Below are 17,969 nucleotides of genomic sequence, written 5' to 3' on the forward strand. Positions count from 1 at the left end.
ATAGGTACTTCGGAGCGGATTCACGCGGTGGTTCCGAGCAGGCCCGCGTGCTCGACTCGTTTGCAGTCGTGACCGGACAGGCCTTTGGGCCAGCGCTCCGAGGACTCCAGTATGTGCGGTCGCTACACGCTCACCGTCCCAGACGAGGACCTCGAGGCCCGGTTCGACGCCCGGTTTCGGACCGCTGAGTCCGACTCGGGATCGGACGCGACGTTTACGCCGCGGTACAACATGGCACCCGGCCAGGAGCTGCCGGTGATCACGAACGAGGAGCCGGAGACGATCCAGCGCCTCGAGTGGGGACTGGTGCCGTCGTGGGCCGACGACGACAGCGGCGGGCTCATCAACGCGCGGGCGGAGTCCATCGACGAGAAGCCGAGCTTCGAGTCGGCCTACGAGCGGCGGCGATGCATCGTTCCTGCGGACGGGTTCTACGAGTGGGTCGAGACTGCGGACGGAAAACAGCCCTATCGGGTGACCTTCGAGGACGATCGCGTGTTCGCGATGGCCGGCCTCTGGGAGCGCTGGGAACCGGCAACGACCCAGACGGGGCTCGACGCTTTCGGTGGCGGCGTCGAGGAGGCATCCGAGAGCGGCCCCCTCGAGACGTTTACCATCGTCACGACCGACCCCAACGACCTCGTCTCGGAACTCCACCACCGGATGGCCGTCGTTCTCGAGCCGGCTGCGGAAGAACGGTGGCTGTCGGGCGACGAGCCCCGAGCACTGCTCGAGCCCTATCCGTCCGACGGGATGACGGCGTATCCGGTCTCGACGGCGGTGAACGACCCGGCGACGGACGAGCCGTCGCTGATCGAGCCGATCGAGGTCCTCGAGCGGAGCGGTGACCGAGGGTTATAGCCCCTCACGCCCGCCCTGGGTGAGGAGGACGAGCAACGAGAGCCCGGAGACGGCGAGCAACAGCAGTGCGGGGATGACGGCGTACTGGAAGAACGCCTCGCCCTGTGCCTTCCAGATGATCGTGACGAGGGTTTCGAAGCCGGTCGGCCGAAGGAGTAGCGTCGCCGGGAGTTCCTTCATCGTCGTCAGGAAGACCAGCGCCGCGCCGGCGGTCACGCCCGGGGCGATGAGCGGCAGCGTCACCTTTCGGAACGTCCGCAGCGGCGTCTCGCCGAGCGTGTGTGCAGCTTCGACCAGTTTCGTATCGACCTGTAGCGTCGTCGTCCGGATCGAGCCGACGGCCTGGGGCATGAATCGGACGACGTAGGCGAACACCAACAGCGGAATCGTCTGGTAGAGCGCCGGGAGGGTGGTCAGGCCGTACGACTGTCGAAGGGTCTCGTAGGTCGTCGCAAACGAGACGAGTGCGAGCCCGAGTACGATACCCGGCACGGCGAAGCCGACGTAGGTCGATCGCTCGAACAGCGTCGACAGCGGCGACTCGTCTCTGGCCGCGACGTACGCGACCGGCAGGGCGACCAGGACGGCGACGAACGCGGCCGCGCCGGCCACCAGCAGGGAGTTCAGCGCGTACTCGAGTTCGAACGCGAGTTCGGGCCGTGCGTCCGGATCGGCGGTCACGAGCCAGAGGCCGAGGATCCACAGCGGCACCAGCAACGCGATCCCGGTCACGCCGGCGGGAAGGAGCGTCGCCGGCCAGCGCCATCGCCCGAGTTCCACGACGGGGCCGCCGGTCCCCTCCGACCCGTCGCCCTGGACCGTCCGGTCGGGTCGGACCCACCACTCGAGAACCAGGACGACGAGGACGATGACGAGCAGTTGCAACGAGAGAAAGGCGGCGTAGTCCCGGCCGAAGGAGCGATATTCGACGTAGATCTGCTGGGTGAAGACGGGCAGACGCATGATCGCCGGCGTCCCGAAGTCGGAGACGGCGTACAGCGCCGCGAGCAACGCCCCGGCGACGACGGCGGGTCGGATCTGTGGGAGCGTCACGCGGCGAAACGCCGTCCACGTATCGTGGTTCAGGGTGCGGGCGGCATCGAGCAGCGTCGTGTCGAACGACAGCAACGCGGCCCGGACCGTCAGGTAGACGTAGGGATAGGTGTAGAGCGTGATGACCAGGGTCGCACCGGGGAGGCCGTAGATTTCGGGCAACTGCTGGATCCCCAGTGGCTCGAGGATCGACTGGAACTCGCCCTGTGGTCCGAACGCCGAGACGAACGCGAACGCGCCGATGTAGCTCGGGACGACCAACGGGAGGGCCGCGACGACGGACCAAAAGCGGCGAAACGGGAGGTCCGTCTGGACGGTGAGCCACGCCAGGGGGACGCCGAGCAGCGCAGAGAGGACCGTGACGCCGGTCATTAACAGGAGGCTGTTCGTAACGATGGTCGCGGTTTGCGGGCGGACGAGCATCTCCCAGAGCCGGCCCGTGTCGACGGTCATCGCCTCGAAGAGGAGGTACGTAAGCGGGAACAGGACGATGACGGCGATGGCACCGGACAGGAACAACAGCCCGAGCGTCGGTCCGTCGGTCGTGTCGCGTCGTCGTGAGAGCAGAGATTTCATACGTAATTCGTCGTTGGTGGTACTGTTGGACGGGATCGGCGACCGTTGTGGGATAATCGGTCCGACAGTGCGGAATAGTTGGCGGTTCCACGTCGACCATCACCGACTCGTTCCCCGAGGGCGGCCGTCGCCCTCGGGCCGACCGGAAGCCGTTCCGCCGTGTGGGTGACCCATTATTGGAGCGTCTCGTTCCAACGGGTATAAGGTTTAGGTTTACCTAATCCGCTCGCATGGAGCTGACCAGACGGGACGCGGTCGCCGCACTGGCTGCGCTCGGCGGGGGGACGCTGGCGGGCTGTGCCGCTCCCAGAGGAGCGCCTCCCGACGGGAACGGCACCGATTCGGGGGCCGACGTCGATACCGAACTGATTCGGGAGACGATGGTCGCGGCCGCCGAGGTCGTCTATCCAAGCGCGGTTACCGGGACGCGGCCGTTCGTCGAGCGGTTCCTCGAGGGTCGACTGGCTGATCCGACACACGCCGCCGAACTGGACGCGGTGGTCGCGGAACTGGACGAACTCGCCGACGCGTGGTACGCCGACGGCGTCGCGGCGCTGTCCGTGGCCGAACGCGATCGGTTCTTTCGAGAACTCCGCGCCGATACCGCCGAGGAGAACCCGGACGGGACGACCGCCCAACGGGTCCGGTACTACGTCGTCAACGAACTCCTGGTGGCACTGTACGCCTCGCCCACGGGCGGGGAACTGGTCGGCATCGAGAACCCGCAAGGCCACGCGGGTGGAATCGAAAGCTACCAGCGGGGGCCACGATCGTGAGCGAGGCTCGATCGCCCCCCGAATCGGCAGCCCCCATCACTGACGAGGCTGTCGACCGAACGCCCGTCGCGGACGCAGACGTCTGCGTGATCGGGGCGGGCCCCGCGGGTGGGATCGTCGCGGACCGACTCGCCGAGGCCGGGCGCGAGGTCGTGATCCTGGAGGCCGGGCCGCGGTTCGATCCGGCCGACAGGCTCGCCAGACAGGAACGGGCGATCCGGCCGTTCTACGACCGGCCGGACGTCTGGGACGGCGATCCCGAACGCGATGCGTACTCGGCGTCGGGCGACCGACACTACCCGCTGAACCGCGCCCGGGTCAAGGGCGTCGGCGGCTCGACGCTCCACTGGCAGGGGATGGTGATGCGGCTCCACGAGGCGGATTTCAACTCTCGGAGCGTCCGCGGAGTCGGCGCGGATTGGCCGATCGACTACGCGGACCTCCAGCCATACTACGCCGAGGCCGAGCGGGAACTGGGGATCGCCGGTGCCGCCGACAATCCCTTCGCGCCGCCCCGGGAAGAACCGCATCCGATGCCGGCGTTTCCGCCATCCTACAGCGACAGCCTGTTCGCCGAGGCCTGCGACGAACTCGAGATCGCGATGCACTCCGTGCCGAACGCGCGCAACTCCGAGAGCTACGACGACCGAAGCGCCTGCGTCGGCTACGGCACCTGTCGACCGGTCTGCCCCTCCGGTGCGAAGTACGACGCGACGGTCCACGTCGAGCGCGCCGAGCGCAAGGGCGCGACCGTGATCGATCGTGCGCCGGTCCAGCGTCTCGTACACGACGCCGACGAGATCGAGGCGGCCGTCTACGCAACCCCCGACGACGAGCGCCACCGCCAGGAAGCCGACGCCTTCGTCGTGGCCTGTGGCGGCGTCGAGACGCCCCGCCTGCTGCTCCTCTCGGAGTCGAGTCACTACCCCGACGGACTGGCCAACTCGAGCGGCCTCGTCGGCCGGTATTTCATGGAACACTCGTTTGCGGGCACGTTCGGCGTCCTCGACGAGCCGACCCGGCAGAACCACGTCGGCTTCCTGACCAGCGAGTCCCACCAGTTCTACGACGACGCCGACGCGGAGTACGCCCCCTTCAAACTCGAGTTCTTCAACTTCGCCGGCCCCTCGCCCGTCGGCATGGCGCTGACCGGCGACGACTGGGGCGACGACTTGCTCGAGCGAATCCGCGGCGACTACGGCACTCACATCGCCATGGGCGCGCTGATCGAACAGCTCCCCCGCGAGGACAGCTACGTCGGGCTCGACCCCGAGCGGACCGACGATCACGGCAACCCCGTCCCCCACGTCCACTTGACCGTCGGCGATCGAGCGCGCCGGACGATGGAGCGGGCAAACGAGATCCAGCGGGACGTCTTCGAGGAGCTGGGTGCCGAGATCGAGTGGCAGGACGGCCCCGAAAACACGATTCCGACCAATCATCACATGGGAACGACCCGCATGGGGAACGACCCCGCCGAGAGCGTCGTCGATCCCACGCTGCGAACGCACGACCTCGAGAACTGCTGGATCGCCTCGAGCAGCGTCTTCCCGACCGGCGGGGCTATGAACCCGACGCTGACGATCGCGGCGCTCGCGCTCAAGGCCGGAGACCACGTCCTCGAGTCGGTTTAGTGTCGAATCCCCCTGCCTTTTAGGCAAACCTAAAAATATAAATACGGAGGGCAGAGAGTACCGCCAATGAGTAGCGGAGAGCAAACCGAGACGACGACCGAAACCGGCGAGGCGGAGTACACGTTCAACGATCTCAGCGTCGTCATGGGGACCTACAACGAGGAGGAAGCGATCGGCAAAGTGCTCGCGGACATCGAGGACGTCACCGACGGGAAGGCGGAGGTCGTCTGCGTCGACGGCTCCTCGGATCGAACGCCCGAGATCGCCCGCGAGCACGGTGCGACAGTCATCGAGCAAGAACCGCAGGGGTACGGCGTCGCCGTGCGCGCGGCGATCCTCGAGCCCGATCGCCCGATCGTCGTGACGACCGACTGTGACGACACCTATCCGATGGAGCAACTGCCCGAGTTCCTCGCGTTGATCAACGACGGACACGACGTCGTCAGTGGCGATCGGCTCTACCACGGTGCCGACGCGATGCCCGGATTCAATCGCTTCGGCAATCAGGTCTTCGCGGCGGTTGCGAGCGTCCTGATGGGCACTCGCGTCCACGACACGACGACCGGAATGCGGGCCTACCGCCGCGACGTTGTCGAATCGATCGAGTGGACCGAGAACACCGGCCTGTCGGCCGAACTCCTGATCCGCCCGCTGATGCGAGGCTACGACGTCCGCGAGCACCCCATCGAGTACCGCGAGCGCGCCGGTCAGACGAAGCTCGATCCGCTGCAAGGCGGCGTCGAAATCGCGCGATCGATCGTCAAAGTCTCGCTCGAGGAGCGGCTCCGAGAGTTGCCCCACCGGCCGACGCAGTAAGCACCGAGTCGAGCGTCGGTGATCCCTTTCGACCGAACGCACTCCAGCCCGCTCGACTGATTCCCCCGAAGACCGATCGTCGGCGGATCAGCGTCGCTCAATAGTGGACGCTCCTCGTCAGGACGAAAACGAGCAACGCCATCAGGACCGAGCCGAGCAAGGTCTCGATGCTGGCGATCGCGCGAGCGAAGCCGGCGACGGGCTGGATGTCGCCGTACCCGAGCGTGGCGAACGTGATGATGCTGAAGTAGAGGCTCTTGAGGAACGCTCGAACGAGAACAGGGCCCGGCGTCTCGGCAGGGTCTTCGATCTGGTAGGTGACCGCGGTCTCCGTCCCGACTTCCTGAATGCCGCCGGTCAGCGGGTACAACGCGGCACAGACGAGAATCAGGAGCACCGACGTCGCCACGACGCGCCACGGGCTCGTCCCGTAGTGCATGACCCAGCGCGAGCCGGCGAGCTTTATCCCCTGGAGGTACGCACCGACCCGCCACGCCTGTCGCCGGCGAAGGTCCATCTCACGCACGTAGTATGCGTGGACCTTCTCCGGAAACGCGTTCTCGTCGTACAGCCGCTGTAGCTCACGATACACCCATTTTGCGGAGTCGACCGGTTCGGTTCCCTCGTCGCTCGGCGGCGACCCGACGATGTCGTCCTCGTACACCGACCGCTCGTCGAACGCCGTCTCGAGGTTCAGCCGGACGTCGGTCAAGCCCGCACGATAGAGCCTCGCACCGCGGAAATCAGCACCGCGGAGATCGGCGAAGACGAACACCGCGTCGTGGAGGTTCGCGTTCCGGAACGACGTTCCGTGGGCGTCGATGTCCCGAAACGTGGCCCGCCGGAGATCCGTCTCCGAGAGGTCGGCACCGTCGAGGACCGCGTTCGTGAAATCCGCCTCGAGGAGTGATCGGCCCGCGAGGAACGACGCGCCGCTCAACGTCGTTTCTCGAAAGTTCGCCCCGTCGAGCCGTTCGTCTGGCTCCGGGGTGTTGCGCTCGTACTCGTCCCTCGGAACGACGCGCTCGGTGTGCCAGAGACAGCAGTCGGTCTCCCCCCACGTGGGCCGCCAGCAACAGATCGCCCCCACTTCGTCGACGCCGCTGCTGTTCGTCACGTGACCGCAACGCCTCTCGGTCATAGGCGTTTTGCGGGAAGTCGGCTCCTAACGTTGCTGCCTGAATAACCCCACTCCTGTTGACGGACTATTCGGGCTCGCTCGCCTCGAGTCGGGTCTCGAAGCGCTCCCACTCGCTGTGGCTGTCGGGCCGGTCGGGAAGGTAGGTCCCGTCGGCCCCGCAGTCGGTCACGAGCGGACAGGCAGTCCGTTCGGGCGGCCAGACCGCTTCGACGCCGTCGTCGGTCGTCCGGACGGGTATCTCCTGACGGTAGGTGTGGGTCGCCCCCTCCGGCTGGACCTGTGTGATCGTCAGGACGACCTCGTCGGCCCCGTCGAACGACACCGTCTCGGTCGTCGATCCGTTCAGCCGAGCGATACCGCCCTCTCCGGCGCTCGCGTTCCCATCGGTTTCGGAGCCTGCAGCGCGCTCGAGCGACCACGCGATAGACAGTTCGTCGTCGGGATTCACGATCGTCTCGCTGGCGACCTCGCCGTCGTTCTCGAGGCGAACGTGTGCCCGGTCGACCCGACGGGCGATCCCGACGGTGGTTTCGCCGTCGAGGCGCTCGCCCGACCGGACCGACAGCTCCTCGAGTCGGGCGACGACCTCGTCGTCCGGTGTCGCCGTCCACTCGCCGCGGTAGCTGTAGCGGTAGTAGTTTCGGTCGGGGTAGGAATCTAGTACCGCGAAATCGCGGGCAGGGGGACCCTCGAGTGCGTAGACGACCTCACCGTCGAGACCGCCGTCGTTCCGGAGTGCCTGGAAGGGGTGGCCCTGCCACTGGCCGTAGGGTGTCGGGAGGAAGACCAGTGCGTTCTCGAGGTCGCGCTCCTCGAACGGCTCGTAGGCGGACTCGAACCGCTCGGTGTGGGCAGCGTTGCGCTCGACCGGAGCCGAGAGGAGGGCGGCGTTCGCCGCGCCGGCGACGAGCACGCTCACGAGCAAGGCGGCGAGAACGACGGCTCGAGCCGTCCGCGGGGACGCGACGGTGGCGATCCGGTTTCGGATCGCGACGTTGCGACACTGCCGCCAGCCAGCGACGACGGCGAACGCGGCGAAGATCGACAGCGGGACGAGGAGGTCGAAGTGATAGAACGGACCGAACTTCGAGAGGAGACCGGTGGTCGGATCGGCGATTCCGGCGTGGACGTTGTAGTTGCCCCAGAACGCGAAATTGCCGAGCGAGACGGTGACGAAGAGGCCGGCCAGAAGCAGGCCCGCAGTTCGGTCGCTCCGGCGGTCACGCTCGCCGTCGGCGTCGCGACCGGGGAGCCAGTGCCACAGCGCGAGGGCAAGACCTGCGAGTGCGGTGACCGTTCCGATCAACCCCGCAGTGAACCACCGCGTGGCGAAGTACCAAAGGGCGGCGCTGTTCGCCTCGAAGGCGACGGCCGGCGTGTACTCGAGCGAATGATCGAGCAGTTCGCGATGACCGAAGCCGGGGCCATCGAGCGGGGCGAAGGCTGCGTACGGAAAGGTGAGGGGTGACCCCGTGACCCGGACGTTGTACGCGAGCGTCAGACCGACGAACGCGAGTCCGGCCGCGGCGGTGACGGCGTTTCGCCGAACGGGATCCGGAAGCGGTCGGAGCCGGTTGTCCCGCCAGCGATGGCGGACGGACCGCAGGATCGTCCAGGCTGCGTGACAGATGAACGGACCGGCGAACAGGACGGCAGTGTACGGTCGGGCGAAGAAGGCGAGTCCGATCGCTGCCCCGGCGACGGCGGCATCCCGAAGCCTGCCAGTACGGAGGCCACGGAGGTACCACACCGCGAAGACGAGATTCAACACCGTCGTCGGCGCGTACGGGAGAAACGCCGACGACGTCAGGAGCGTCATGGGGGCGGCGGCGAAGACGGCCGCAGCGACGACGCCGACCTGTCGATCGAAGACCATCGATCCGAGGACGTAGACGAGCGCAGCGTTCCCCATTGCGACGGCGACGAGCGTCACACGCGGCTCGCCGAACAGCGCCATCGCCACGGCGTACATCGCGGGGATAACCGGCGAGTACTTCGAGTAAAGCCGGCCGCCGTCCTCGACGAAAAACCACGGTCGGAACGCGTCGGCCAACTCGCCGGCGTGTATCTCGAGTTGCCCCTCGAGCAGCATGGCTGCTTGCAGGAGGTAGACTCCCTCGTCGTCGTTGCTCGAGTGGTAGGGAAAGAGCTCGGTTGCGAGTATCGCCACTGCGAAGCCGGCGAGACAGACGACGGCGAGTGCGGCCAGGTCGAGACGGCGTTTCCGGTTGTCCATTACCGACCGGACCGTACGAACGGGATCGCGGATCACGAGGTCTGTGGCGGGTGGTTAGACGTTGATGCCCTCGACGCTGCGCATGAGATCCAGCGTCGGCTGGAGGTCGGACAGTTCGGACGGGTCGAGGTCCGGAACGTCCAGTTCGGGGATCGTCGGGAGTTCGCCGACCGGATTGCCCTCGGGGATGAGCGGATATTCGAACGTTTCGACCGCGAAGTACTCCTGGACTTCCGCCGAGAGCAGATGTCGGACGAAGTTCTCCGCCAGATCGGGCACGTCTGTGTTTTCGATAACGGTTGCGCCCGCGATGTCGAAGGTAGCGCCCGCGTCACCGTCGGTAAACACGGTTTCGAGGGGTGCGTCGGGCGATCCCTCGAGAACGCGCTGGATGTAGTAGTGGTTGGTGAAGCCGGCGTCGATCTCGCCGTCCGCGACGGCCTGACAGACCGCCATCTCGTTGTTGTAGGCCGAGATTCCCGCATCGACGACGCCCTCGAGCCACTCGCGGGTCGCCTCCTCGCCCTCGAGCAGTCGCATCGCAGTGACGAACGACTGGCAGGAGCCATAGGAGGGGGCCCAGCCGAGGTCGCCCTCGAAGTCGGTGTAGGCGTCGATGCTCGTTGGCATGTCGCTCTCGGAGAACGCGTCCGTGTTGTAGGGCACCGTCCGGATACGGCCGGAGGTCCCGACCCACTGGTCGGTTCGGAACTCCTGGGGAACCATCTCCAGGACGTCGTCGGAGAGCGACCGCGACAGGCCCTCGTTCGCGATCTCGCCGAGCGCGGCCGAGTCGACGGTAAAGAAGACATCTGCGTCCGTTCCCGACCCCTCCTCGGCGATCTGGTTTGCCAGATCCGAGGAGTCGTTGTATCGCGGCCCGACGACCTCGAACCCGTCGTACATGTCTTCGAGGCTGTTGATGAGCGTCCCGACGAGGAACTCGTTTCGCCCGGAGTAGATGTGGAGTTCCCCCTCGAGTTCGGGGAGGTCCGCCATCGGCGTCCCCCCAGGCTGGTCGCGACCCGCGCGGCCGGAGCCGATCTGATTGAACACGTTCTCGTCGTCTTCCTCTTCGCCCCCGATCAGGCCCGTACAGCCGGCCAGACCGGCCGTACCGAGCGCGGCAGAGCCGGCGAGAAACGCCCGTCGGCCCGCGGAATCGTATTCCTTCGTCATGGGTTTTAGGCTGGCCTAAATACACTTATAGTCATCGATTCCCCACAACGGCCGCGGGTCGCTCGAGGGCCGAGAGACACTCGAGCCAGTCGAGCATGTGTTCGCCGACGTAGTTGAAGAACGCGCCGTTGTTGTACGCGTCCCAGTCGCCGTCGGCGAGTTCGATGGCCATCGCTTCGAAGACGTCGGCGTAGTCGTCTGCGTCGCCGCCGACACCGTCGATTACGCGCCAGAGGTGCTCGTTGAGTTCGAGGCCCGGCACTTCGTTGTTGAGGTCGTCGAACGTGCTCCGGGGAGCCTTGTTGTGCTCACAGAGGGGCGCGCCGTTGTAGATGCGTTTGCCCAGCACGTCGCAGGCCCGTTTGAGGAAGACGCCCGACCAGATGTCGTCGAAGCGGCCGACCTCCCACTCGTTGTCGTCCATCGGCAGCTGGTAGAACGCGGGGATCACCTCGCGCCGGAAGGCGAGGTTCATCGAGCAGACGGTGAGGTAGTTGCCGCGAGCGGCGACGAAGTCGTCGCCGAAGTCGTCGCTCGAGGTACGGGTCTGGGCCTGGCCCTCGAGGTCGCCGTCCATGAGGATGCGGACGGCGTCGAGATCGGGGACGTTGGTCCACAGCCCCTGGGAGGCGACGACGTCGCCGCCGTCGATCTCGGTCGTCCCAGTTTCGACCGTTTCGTTCATCGCCGAGTAGGGGTAGCCACGCGGGTAGAGGCCGTGGTCGTCGGCGTTCTGGTAGAGGACGTTGACCCACTGCTCGTCGGAGGAAACTTCCTCGATCTCGCCCTCGAACGCGATGTTTTCCATGTGCATCCCGAAGAAGTCCTGATCCTCGTGGGGAAGCGTGTCGTCGTCGATGAAAAAGCCGTAGTCGAACTCGTCGTGGGCCCACATGTAGAGCAGGCCGAAACTCGTCTCGGCGTGGCTGGCGGCCGGAACGACGTGGCCGTACTCCGCCACGTCGTGGTCGTCGTACCACTCCTCGCGACGGCTGCCATCGAAGACCTCACCCGAGACACCCTCGTCCTCGAGCATCGCTTCCATCTCGTCGGTGTCACAGAAGTCCTCGGTGACGAGGACGACGTGCAACCGTGAGAGGTCGAAGCCGTGGGTGCGAGCGTTCGCGAAGTACGAGCGCATACACTCGTACTCCCGGATCGTCGGGACGATCACGCAGATATCCTGACTCATTGCACCGTTATTTTTTAGGCTCACCTAAAAACGTATCGGTCCCCCGCGTCGCGTCCGGGTTCGACTCCGCAGCGTCGGAAAGCGAAATCCCGAGCGAGGCGACGGAACCGGCACCGCCGACCAGCGTGACGCCGTTTTTCAGTGCGTGATCGACGATCGCCGCGGCCAGGGCCGTGCTCGCGCCGATCGGCGTCAGTCCGACGACCAGTGCCGTGAACGCGGCCTCGTAGAGCCCGACGCCGCCCTGGGACAGCGGCAGGACCTTCGCGAGGTTCCCCACGCTCACCGCCAGCGTTCCGACCGCCAGCAGCGGGCCGACTGCGAGCCCGCTGCCAAGCGCCGCGAGGACGAGGACCGCCGTGAGCACGTCGAGTATCCACACCAGTAGACTCCCCATCCCGATGGTTGCCAGCGCTCGCGGCTGCCGGGCGACCACCTGTACGTCGCCCGCGAATCGGAGCGCCGTCTCGAGCAGTCTTTCGAGGCGCGATCGACCGTCGACTCGCCTCCGAAGCCACGACCCCAGACCGTGATCGGCTCGAGCGGACGTCACGACCACGAACCCGACGCCGACGGTCGCCGTACTCACGGCGGCTGCAGCGACGAGCGCGGTCCGCGCGCCGCCGGCCTCCGCGAGGATCTCGAGGGGACCGGCCGCGCCGCCCAGTACGAGCCACGTCGTCGCGAGCCCCGCGAGGGCGGCGATCGTCGCCAGATCGAAGACCCGTTCGACGGCCAGCGACGCGAAGCCGGCGGTGTAGGGAACGTCGCGGTAGGTGTTCATCACGTACGCGCGAACCGCGTCGCCTCCCCGCGCCGGGATCACGAGGTTCGCCGTCTGGCTCACGAAGACGGCTCCCGTGGCAAACGCCGTCCCCCCGCGGTGGCCGATCGCGGCCAGCACGTCGCCGTACCGGCGACCCCTGAGCGGCCACGAGGCGACGTACACCGTGACTGCCGCCACGAGCACGAGCGGATCGGCACTCGAGATCTCGGCGGCGACGGTCCGGAGGTCGATCTCCCGGAGGGCGACGAGCAGGCCGAGTACGACGAGGACGGTTCCCGCAATCGTCAGTCGACGGCGGGTCAACGCCCCGGCGAGCCCGCCGCTCCCGGAGCCGTCGGCGGGCGCTTCCGATCTCGATCGCTCCCCCCCGTCGTTCATAGCGATCCCTCTCGAGGCCAGATATTTAAGCCCACCTAAAACAGGATCGGAGAGGCTCGACTGTCGCTCTCGGGTCAGATTCCATCGGAAACGATGCGACGGAATTCGCGCTTACTGCAGTTCGTCGATGATCTCGCGCGTCGACCGGCGGACCGCCTCGTCGCTCGCGTAGCGGGGCTCCCAGCCAAGCGCCGAGAGCTTCTCGATCGAGAGGCGCATCTTCGGGACGTCGCCGGTCCAGCCCCGCTCGCCGCCGGTGTACTCGTGGTCGGGATCGACGCCCAACTCGTCGGCCACGATGGCCGCGATCCGGTCGACGGAGGTCGTCGTCCGCGTCCCGAGGTTGTAGGTGTTCATCGCGTCGTCGGCGTGCTCGATCGTGTGGAGGATCGCATCGAGGCAGTCCTCGACGTGGAGGTAGGACTTCTCCTGCCGGCCGTCGCCGAGAACCGTGAGGGTCTCCGGGTTCTCCCGGAGCTTCTCGATGAAGTCGGGGATCACCGCTCCCCGCAGGCGCGGCCCGACCACGTTCGCGAACCGGAAGTTCCAGACCGTCAGCTCGTGGCTGTGGGCCCGCGCGGAGAGTAAGCCCTCGTCCGCGAGTTTGCTCGCCCCGTAGGCGCTGATCGGCTCGAGGGGCGCGTAGTCCTCCGGCGTCGGCCGCGGTGCCTCGCCGTAGACCGTCGAGGAGGAGGTGTACGCGATCTCCGTGACCCCCGCGTCGGCCATCGCCTCGAGAACGGTGCGGGTCATCCGCGTGTTGTCGTCGAACTGGGCGTGGGGCCGGTCCGTGTCGACGTGTTTCGACGCCGCGAGGTGGACGACGAGGTCGACGTCCTCGAGGTGGCCCCCGAGGGCGTCGGGATCGGTGAGGTCGGCCTCGAGGAACGTGGCCGCCTCGGGCACGCGGTCGCGGTCCCCGTTCGAGAGGTCGTCGACGACCGTCACGGTCGCGCCGTCCGCGAGCAAGCGCTCGGTGAGATGCGAGCCGATGAACCCGGCACCGCCCGTGACGAGCACGTCTCGGTTCGAAATGGGCATACTCGACTGTTCACGGACGTGGTGTTAACGCTGTTGTGTTCCGGCGTCGGCGGAGCCTGAAACCGACGACGGCCGTTTTACCACGGTCGCCGTTTCTCGATGGCGAGTGTTTCGTCGCCGTGTGTGCTCTTTGGATATACCGCCCCGAACGACATCGGAATTACCCGACGCACCCGGTCTCGACCCCTTCACCTACCATTCGACATAGGTGATATACGCAACACGCTCGTACTCTATGAGCCACGTCCCGTAGAAATCCTCCACGTCTATCCCCTCGTGTTTCCGAATGCGGTCGACCACCGACCGGAAGTCGTCGTCGTCTTCGAAGTACCCGCCGTCGATCGCCTCCTCGACGACCTCCCTTTCGGCGTCGGAAAGACCCTCGAGCGTGAACAGGTACTGCTCTCGAACCTGCTCGGCGAACGTGTCGACGTCGGACGCGACTTCGGTCACCTCGTACCGATACTCGGCCTCGGTCGTGGTTCGCGAATCGACCGTGACTCGAGACCGATCCCCATCGTGGACGACGATATCGTACTCGGGCTCCGGCACGAACACCGACCCGTTCCCGACCTCCTCGGCGGTTCCGTACTCGACGCCGATATCGTCTCCGTCCTGCGTCGGCGGGTCGTCTTCCGAGAAGAGTCGCTCGAGGCGCTTGCGGTCCGCCTCGGGGAGGTCGCCGTACTCGATCTCGCCGCGCTCGGGCGTGGAATCGGCGGGGTCGAAATCGATGCGGAGTTCGTAGACGGTCACCTCGTTGCTCCCGAGTCGAGTCTCCGAGACGTCGTAGAAGGCGTCGTCGACTCGAACCGTCTCGGTACGATCGAACAGTTCGGACCGCCCTCTCCGCGTTGCCGAGCCGTTCTCACGGGCCGACGAGACGACCGAGTATTCCTCGGAATCGGGCTCGACCGTCGTCGAGACTTCGTTGGCGATGTCGTCTGCCGTCGCTTCGTCCATATCGAGGACGACCGGCGGGTGGCCACAGCCGGCGAGAGCGACGGTGAGGAGGGCTGTTCCGCTCGCGAGGAACTGACGGCGTCGCATACCACAACTGACAGCGAACCGGAACGAAAGCGTTCCGATTCGCCGATCGGGAGCGAAGGGAGTGGTTAGACCCCGGTCGAGTAGCGCAGGAGACCGGCGAAGCCGCCGAAGGCGTTGAGGAGCTGTTCGCCCTTCTCGAAGTCCGTCGAGATGAACTTGGTCTCGGTGCCGCGCTGTTCGGCGATCTCGATGAGGTGGTCGATCGCGTCCTCACGGTCCTCCTCGCCCCCCTCGACGTCGGTGCCACACTCGGTACAGGTGTGGGTCGGCGTCGACTTGCGCCGATCGATCACCTCGCGCTCGGTGGCCCCGCATTCGGGACAGTCGTAGGTGATGACGTCCTTCCGGAGGTCCTCGCTGATCAGGAGTCGGTCGACCGACCCCATCATGAGGTTTCGCCGGGTCTGCTCGAAGCCGTAGGTCGCCAGCTCGCCGGCGTTGAGCTCCTCGAAGAACTCCTCCATCACCTTCTTGTCCTTCATCACCTCGGCGTCGGCCAGCGCGTCTTCGGCGTTGTCGACGAGGTCCTTCAGACCGGATTCGTCGGTGTAGGCGACGTCGAACTTGCCCAGTACGGTGTCCTGCAGTTCGTGATGGAGGTAGTCGCCGTCGAGGAACTCGTCTTTGGTCGGCGAGGGACCGCCCACGAGGATGCCGTCGAGTTCGTGGCGGCGGGGGACGAACAGGTCGTTTGCCATCCCCGCGACCTCCTGGTAGAAGTTGTCGATGGCTTCGAGTCGCAGGCGGGCGAATCGCTGAGCGGACTGGCCACCTTTGCGCTGCTTGCCGGGGACCAGCGAGGAGGCGGACTTGACCGGCTCGATGCGTTTCCCCTTCAGCCAGCCGACGTTCGCCTCGCGGCGATCGAGGACGATCAGGCCGTAGAGGCCCTTGTCGGCCAGCATTTCCTCTAACGGTTCGGTCAGGAAGTCCGAGTCGCAGTGATAGCGGAACGATTCGATGGGCTGGGGCGGGCTCTCGAGGACCTTCGTGACCATGTCGGTCCGGCCGCCACCGGAGTCGACGGCACCCGAAAACAACACGATGCCGTTGTCCGGTGGATAGGTGTCGTAGTATCGCAGCCGGTCTTTGATACTCGTCAGCGCGTCCTGAACGGCCGTTCGCGTCTGCTTCGATTTGATGTTGGCCGCTTCGCTGTGTTCCTGGGTGACGTGTTGAACGACGTCACTGATCTGTCTGTCGTCGGGAACGTAGATCGTCACGAGCTGCGTTCCGGAGCCGTCGTAGTCCTTGAGGTCCTCGATGACCTTCCGGAACTCGTACTTTTTCCGGTCGGATTGCTCCTGTGCGGCCTCCTGGCTCATTAGCCGTATAAAACGGGGCTGTGGGTAAGAATCCTTTGACACACCGGTTGACGCGGGACCGGTGACGCTGCAGACGTACTCGGCGGTGCTGGGCGGCCAAGCGACCACGTTGCCGTCGCTCACGATTTGTCGGCCACTCGCCACGACTCGTCGGGTGAGGTCACGATTTAAGGTGTTGCCGTTCTAGGCTCCGGACAGTATCCGAATATGTCTCAGGAGACGGTCTACGCTATCGCGAGCGGGAAAGGCGGTGTCGGGAAGACGACGACGACGGTAAACCTCGGGACGGCGCTGGCCGAGGCCGGCAAGCGCGTCGCCGTCGTCGACGCCGACCTCGGCATGGCGAACCTCGGCGGGTTCGTCAGCCTCTCCCCCGACTCGACGACCCTACACGACGTGTTAGCCGGAGATGCATCGGTCGACGACGCCACTTATCGACTGGCGGAGAATATCGTCGCGGTTCCAAGCGGCACCAGCCTCGACGACTACGCCGAAACCTCCCCCGAAGGGCTGCGGGAGGTCGTCGCGGATCTCCGATCGAGGTTCGACTACGTCTTTCTCGACGTCGGTGCGGGCGTCAGCCACGAGACGGTCCTCCCCCTTGGGCTGGCCGATTCCGTCGTCCTCGTCTCGACGCCCGAACCCGCTGCCGTCCACGACACGAAGAAAACCGTCGAGTTGACCGATCGCTCGGGCGGTGCCGTCGCTGGACTCGTCCTCACCCGGACCCGCCCGGACAGCGATATCTCCCACACCGAAATCGCCGACCGCCTCGAGGTGTCCCTGCTGGGAACGATCCCCGAAGATCCTGCGGCCCGCGATAGCGTCTACGCCGGGACGCCGCTGGTCGTCTTCGAACCCCACGGACCCGCCGCGGTCGCCTACCGCCGTCTCGCAGCGGAGTTGACTGGGGTCGATATCCCGGTCTCGACGGCGGGCGAGGAGACCGACTCGACGGACGCTTCCGCGCCAGCCGATTCGGATTCCGACGCCGACGAACGGGAGGCTGCACACGACGACGTCTCGAGTGCGATCACGGAAGCCGAGTCCGACCACTGAACCGCGAAATCGGTCGGTAAGCGGTGCCTTCCGCGTTCGAGTCGTCGCACGATGGCGTCACTGCCGTCGAATGCGACGATTACCCTCAACTCGTGACAGTCATCGTCTCTCACCCGATGGACCGATTCTCCGCCGGTTCCGACACGGAACGCGCTCGCCTTGGACGCGTTTGTCCGCCGTTTCCGCTCCCCGTTCCGCGAGCGCAAGTGGCCGAATTCGTCGGTCGCGAGGACAGAAACGGTAACGAACTGATTACTAATCATGACTCTTCTCGATGGGCCGTCCATGGAGCGACGAAAGATCCTCCTCGGCAGTGGCGCAGCGCTCGCAACCGTCCTCGCGGGTTGTTCCAGTGACGAGACCGGCGACGACTCCGACCCGAACGACGACGACGAATCCCTCAACGACGACGGGGGAGACGATACCGACGGCACCGACGATGGCGACGACGAACCCGAGGTTCCGGGGCTCGACCGGGACAAACTGAAATTCGACAGCGACAAACTATCGATCAAGGACGTCAACAAGGACGGCGACGAAGTCGATATCGTCGCGACGACGACCACGACGGATCCCGAGACGCTGGCCGCGGAACTGGAGTCACTCGGGGAGACTATCGCCGCGGCGATCACCGATCCCGACGCGTTCAAAGCCGCGATCAAGAGCGTCACGTGGGTGCTCGAAAACGACGGTGCGAAAGTGATGTCGTTCTACGTCGACGTCCAGTGGGCGATCGCGTACATCAACGACGAGATGAGCGAGGACGAGTTCGTCGAGACCGTCCTCGAGACCAGCGACGAGACGTAGTCCGTACGGGAGCGCCTGCAGACGGTGTTCTTTCGGTCGTAACGGCGACCAGCCGTAT

The 17,969-nt window shown here is 66.0% G+C and carries 15 protein-coding genes; 6 read left to right on the forward strand and 9 right to left on the reverse strand.

Annotated elements, in window-relative coordinates:
* Nucleotides 1-111 precede the first annotated feature (111 nt).
* Nucleotides 112-861, forward strand: a complete 750-nt coding sequence (locus tag J0X27_RS12975; RefSeq protein WP_207269597.1) for an SOS response-associated peptidase — start codon at nucleotides 112-114, stop codon at nucleotides 859-861.
* On the opposite strand, the gene J0X27_RS12980 is transcribed toward J0X27_RS12975, so the two are convergent.
* Entirely contained in the window at nucleotides 856-2,490 is a 1,635-nt protein-coding gene (locus tag J0X27_RS12980) for an ABC transporter permease (RefSeq protein ID WP_207269598.1), read from the reverse strand. The genes J0X27_RS12975 and J0X27_RS12980 overlap by 6 nt on opposite strands.
* A 230-nt stretch (nucleotides 2,491-2,720) precedes the next feature.
* On the opposite strand from J0X27_RS12980, the gene J0X27_RS12985 reads away from it, so the two are divergent.
* From J0X27_RS12985 to J0X27_RS12995, 3 genes are all read left to right on the forward strand, one after another.
* Entirely contained in the window at nucleotides 2,721-3,266 is a 546-nt protein-coding gene (locus J0X27_RS12985) for a gluconate 2-dehydrogenase subunit 3 family protein (RefSeq protein ID WP_207269599.1), read from the forward strand.
* Complete coding sequence (locus J0X27_RS12990; RefSeq protein WP_207269600.1) at nucleotides 3,263-4,900, forward strand: GMC family oxidoreductase; 1,638 nt, start codon at nucleotides 3,263-3,265, stop codon at nucleotides 4,898-4,900. The genes J0X27_RS12985 and J0X27_RS12990 overlap by 4 nt, the downstream gene beginning before the upstream one ends.
* 66 nt (nucleotides 4,901-4,966) lie before the next feature.
* Entirely contained in the window at nucleotides 4,967-5,716 is a 750-nt protein-coding gene (locus tag J0X27_RS12995; RefSeq protein WP_207269601.1) for a dolichyl-phosphate hexose transferase, read from the forward strand.
* A 97-nt stretch (nucleotides 5,717-5,813) separates the two neighbouring features.
* Here the strand turns inward: J0X27_RS12995 and J0X27_RS13000 are convergent, their stop codons facing one another.
* The 8 genes from J0X27_RS13000 to prf1 form a co-directional block, all read right to left on the reverse strand.
* Nucleotides 5,814-6,857, reverse strand: a complete 1,044-nt coding sequence (locus tag J0X27_RS13000) for a pentapeptide repeat-containing protein (protein ID WP_207269602.1) — start codon at nucleotides 6,855-6,857, stop codon at nucleotides 5,814-5,816.
* 64 nt (nucleotides 6,858-6,921) lie between these two features.
* Nucleotides 6,922-9,093, reverse strand: coding sequence for a DUF7846 domain-containing protein (locus J0X27_RS13005; RefSeq protein ID WP_207269603.1), 2,172 nt, complete (start codon nucleotides 9,091-9,093; stop codon nucleotides 6,922-6,924).
* A gap of 54 nt (nucleotides 9,094-9,147) precedes the next feature.
* Nucleotides 9,148-10,272 carry an extracellular solute-binding protein gene (locus tag J0X27_RS13010; RefSeq protein ID WP_207269604.1) on the reverse strand — a complete coding sequence of 375 codons (1,125 nt, stop codon included), beginning with the start codon at nucleotides 10,270-10,272 and terminating at the stop codon, nucleotides 9,148-9,150.
* Nucleotides 10,273-10,303: 31 nt separating this feature from the next.
* Nucleotides 10,304-11,464, reverse strand: coding sequence for an alpha-1 4-glucan-protein synthase (locus J0X27_RS13015; RefSeq protein WP_207269605.1), 1,161 nt, complete (start codon nucleotides 11,462-11,464; stop codon nucleotides 10,304-10,306).
* Nucleotides 11,465-11,471: 7 nt separating this feature from the next.
* On the reverse strand, nucleotides 11,472-12,629 hold the full coding sequence (locus J0X27_RS13020; RefSeq protein ID WP_207269606.1) for a lysylphosphatidylglycerol synthase transmembrane domain-containing protein: 1,158 nt from the start codon (nucleotides 12,627-12,629) through the stop codon (nucleotides 11,472-11,474).
* A gap of 111 nt (nucleotides 12,630-12,740) precedes the next feature.
* Nucleotides 12,741-13,670 (reverse strand): NAD-dependent epimerase/dehydratase family protein, encoded by a 930-nt coding sequence (locus tag J0X27_RS13025; protein WP_207269607.1) that lies wholly within the window; start codon nucleotides 13,668-13,670, stop codon nucleotides 12,741-12,743.
* A gap of 192 nt (nucleotides 13,671-13,862) precedes the next feature.
* Complete coding sequence (locus J0X27_RS13030; RefSeq protein ID WP_207269608.1) at nucleotides 13,863-14,720, reverse strand: hypothetical protein; 858 nt, start codon at nucleotides 14,718-14,720, stop codon at nucleotides 13,863-13,865.
* Nucleotides 14,721-14,785: 65 nt separating this feature from the next.
* Complete coding sequence (gene prf1, locus J0X27_RS13035) at nucleotides 14,786-16,045, reverse strand: peptide chain release factor aRF-1 (RefSeq protein WP_207269609.1); 1,260 nt, start codon at nucleotides 16,043-16,045, stop codon at nucleotides 14,786-14,788.
* A gap of 207 nt (nucleotides 16,046-16,252) precedes the next feature.
* On the opposite strand from prf1, the gene minD reads away from it, so the two are divergent.
* Nucleotides 16,253-17,104: a cell division ATPase MinD gene (gene minD, locus J0X27_RS13040; protein WP_207269610.1), complete on the forward strand. Its 852-nt coding sequence runs from the start codon at nucleotides 16,253-16,255 to the stop codon at nucleotides 17,102-17,104.
* A 285-nt stretch (nucleotides 17,105-17,389) separates the two neighbouring features.
* Nucleotides 17,390-17,911: a DUF8159 domain-containing protein gene (locus tag J0X27_RS13045; protein ID WP_207269611.1), complete on the forward strand. Its 522-nt coding sequence runs from the start codon at nucleotides 17,390-17,392 to the stop codon at nucleotides 17,909-17,911.
* The last annotated feature ends 58 nt before the right edge of the window (nucleotides 17,912-17,969 follow it).

Source organism: Natrinema longum, assembly GCF_017352095.1.
Classification (GTDB): Archaea; Halobacteriota; Halobacteria; order Halobacteriales; family Natrialbaceae; genus Natrinema; species Natrinema longum.

Bases quoted from the DNA above. Each gene is read 5' to 3' on its own strand.
- J0X27_RS13020 (WP_207269606.1), bottom strand. From the start codon at position 12,629: ATGAACGACGGGGGGGAGCGATCGAGATCGGAAGCGCCCGCCGACGGC.
- J0X27_RS12985 (WP_207269599.1), top strand. From the start codon at position 2,721: ATGGAGCTGACCAGACGGGACGCGGTCGCCGCACTGGCTGCGCTCGGC.
- J0X27_RS13000 (WP_207269602.1), bottom strand. From the start codon at position 6,857: ATGACCGAGAGGCGTTGCGGTCACGTGACGAACAGCAGCGGCGTCGAC.
- J0X27_RS13025 (WP_207269607.1), bottom strand. From the start codon at position 13,670: ATGCCCATTTCGAACCGAGACGTGCTCGTCACGGGCGGTGCCGGGTTC.
- J0X27_RS13015 (WP_207269605.1), bottom strand. From the start codon at position 11,464: ATGAGTCAGGATATCTGCGTGATCGTCCCGACGATCCGGGAGTACGAG.
- J0X27_RS12975 (WP_207269597.1), top strand. From the start codon at position 112: ATGTGCGGTCGCTACACGCTCACCGTCCCAGACGAGGACCTCGAGGCC.
- minD (WP_207269610.1), top strand. From the start codon at position 16,253: ATGTCTCAGGAGACGGTCTACGCTATCGCGAGCGGGAAAGGCGGTGTC.
- J0X27_RS13030 (WP_207269608.1), bottom strand. From the start codon at position 14,720: ATGCGACGCCGTCAGTTCCTCGCGAGCGGAACAGCCCTCCTCACCGTC.
- prf1 (WP_207269609.1), bottom strand. From the start codon at position 16,045: ATGAGCCAGGAGGCCGCACAGGAGCAATCCGACCGGAAAAAGTACGAG.
- J0X27_RS13010 (WP_207269604.1), bottom strand. From the start codon at position 10,272: ATGACGAAGGAATACGATTCCGCGGGCCGACGGGCGTTTCTCGCCGGC.
- J0X27_RS12980 (WP_207269598.1), bottom strand. From the start codon at position 2,490: ATGAAATCTCTGCTCTCACGACGACGCGACACGACCGACGGACCGACG.
- J0X27_RS13045 (WP_207269611.1), top strand. From the start codon at position 17,390: ATGGAGCGACGAAAGATCCTCCTCGGCAGTGGCGCAGCGCTCGCAACC.
- J0X27_RS12995 (WP_207269601.1), top strand. From the start codon at position 4,967: ATGAGTAGCGGAGAGCAAACCGAGACGACGACCGAAACCGGCGAGGCG.
- J0X27_RS13005 (WP_207269603.1), bottom strand. From the start codon at position 9,093: ATGGACAACCGGAAACGCCGTCTCGACCTGGCCGCACTCGCCGTCGTC.